The organism is Candidatus Palibaumannia cicadellinicola (assembly GCF_002855795.1).
Taxonomy (GTDB): domain Bacteria; phylum Pseudomonadota; class Gammaproteobacteria; order Enterobacterales; family Enterobacteriaceae; genus Baumannia; species Baumannia cicadellinicola_C.
This window is the reverse complement of record NZ_NJPO01000162.1, coordinates 1-1,815: the sequence shown is the minus strand read 5'-3', so window position 1 is coordinate 1,815 and position 1,815 is coordinate 1. Positions and strand designations below refer to the sequence as shown.

Here is a 1,815-nt window from a genome sequence, read left to right as displayed (position 1 = left end):
TGCTTTTTTTTTCTGTCGATGCAAAGCGTCCGGTTAGCGAAGTTAGTGGAGAATTACTCCGTCTTCTATCGCGACGTACTACATTATAACTTTATCTAGCTTAGCTATTAAGCTGTTGTCTAGCCCAGGTTATTCCACCTTGATATTCTCCCGGCAAGTGTCCAGCTAAGTACTGCAGACTACGGCTAAGTATCGTATGATCTGGATGACAAAGATTCAAGTGACCAACCTTACGTCCTGGACGTACTATTTTATCATACCAGTGTAGATGAACTAATGGATCAGCGAGCCAACGCTCGCTGACATCGATACCAATTAGATTGATCATGATTGATGGTGCAGTAACCACAGGTGTTGGCAGAGGTAACATTAGAATGGCACGTAAATGTAGCTCAAATTGACTAATAGAGGCGCCATTTTGTGTCCAATGGCCGCTATTATGTACACGCGGCGCTAATTCATTAATTAATAATTGATCTCCAATGATGAAACACTCCATCGCCATGACTCCAACATAGTTCAGTGCTTGTAAAAGTATACCTAGCATACTCTCAGCCTTTTTTTGCCAACGGCTATCTGGAGCAGGGAAAACAACGCTTACTCGTAATATACCATCACTATGCAGATTGCGGGTAAGCGGATAGAAAACCATACTACCATCTACACTGCGAGCCCCTACAAGAGATATTTCTTCATCAAAAATAATTTTTGGTTCTACAATGCACTTACCATAACACTCAAATGGTAGCTTGTCTTCTTCACCAGGGCGTAGCTGCCATTGACCATGTCCGTCATAACCACCAACTCTACATTTTACTATAACTAACGCGTCAAAGGATACATAAATGGCTGGCCATTGCGTAGCATCTTGTAGTCTTTCCCAGGGTGCAGTTGCTAAATTTAGTTGATTAAGCAATTGCTTTTGTTTTAATCGGTCAGCTAAACGGGGTAAAATATTTATATTTACAAAACTATTATGGTTGGCTAATTGACGAGTTAGTGCTGTTTCTGGCCAGCGTTCTATTTCGGCAGTAATTACGCTTTGCTGAAAAGGTACAGATTCTGGCTCTGCGTCTAACCCGACTGGAAAAACAGTAATGCCTAATGGCTCGCCGGCCTGATGCAGCATACGACCCAATTGTCCATTACCTAGTACGCAAACTGATTTCACTCTGCATTCCTTGGATCTGAATGAATTAGAATTTCTTCGGTCTGCTGTTGTCGCCATTGTCTCAACCGTACAGAAAGTGGTGCATCATGTAAAGCAAGTATTTGCGCAGCCAGCAATGCGGCATTAACAGCACCTGGCTTGCCTATGGCAAGTGTTCCTACTGGAATGCCGCTAGGCATCTGAACGATCGAGTAAAGACTATCGATTCCGCTTAGTGCAGTACTTTGTACAGGCACACCTAATACCGGTATTATGGTTTTCGCAGCAAGCATACCAGGTAAGTGTGCAGCTCCACCTGCTCCAGCAATAATTACTTCATAACCATTTGTTATAGCCTGCTCCGCAAAACTGAATAGTTTATCCGGAGTCCGATGCGCTGAAATGATTTCTACATCAAAGAAAACACCTAGCGTAATAAGGATTTCGGCAGTAAATTGCATAGTTGTCCAATCACTTTTAGAACCCATGACGATAGATATTTTTGTAGGTGCAAGATTGCATTTCATAATATAAGCTTTATTGCATAAACAACTATGTGAGTATTAAGCATACCACATACCATGAGATGAAAAGAAAAAGAAAAATAAAAAGAGGGCTAGTCCTGGCGTAAGTTATGCGCGTAAATCAGATTATCATCATTTTAC

Annotated in this window: 2 protein-coding genes; both read right to left on the bottom strand. The window is 41.7% G+C overall.

The genetic code is table 11. The features are described 5' to 3' along the window. Positions 1–100: 100 nt before the first annotated feature. Positions 101–1,171 carry a 5-(carboxyamino)imidazole ribonucleotide synthase gene (purK, locus tag CEX73_RS02965; RefSeq protein ID WP_101627098.1) on the bottom strand — a complete coding sequence of 357 codons (1,071 nt, stop codon included), beginning with the start codon at positions 1,169–1,171 and terminating at the stop codon, positions 101–103. After that, complete coding sequence (gene purE, locus CEX73_RS02960) at positions 1,168–1,677, bottom strand: 5-(carboxyamino)imidazole ribonucleotide mutase (protein ID WP_101627097.1); 510 nt, start codon at positions 1,675–1,677, stop codon at positions 1,168–1,170. The genes purK and purE overlap by 4 nt, the downstream gene beginning before the upstream one ends. Positions 1,678–1,815: the final 138 nt, after the last annotated feature.

Coding starts and splice junctions, on each gene's coding strand:
- purE (WP_101627097.1), bottom strand. CDS start 1,677: ATGAAATGCAATCTTGCACCTACAAAAATATCTATCGTCATGGGTTCT.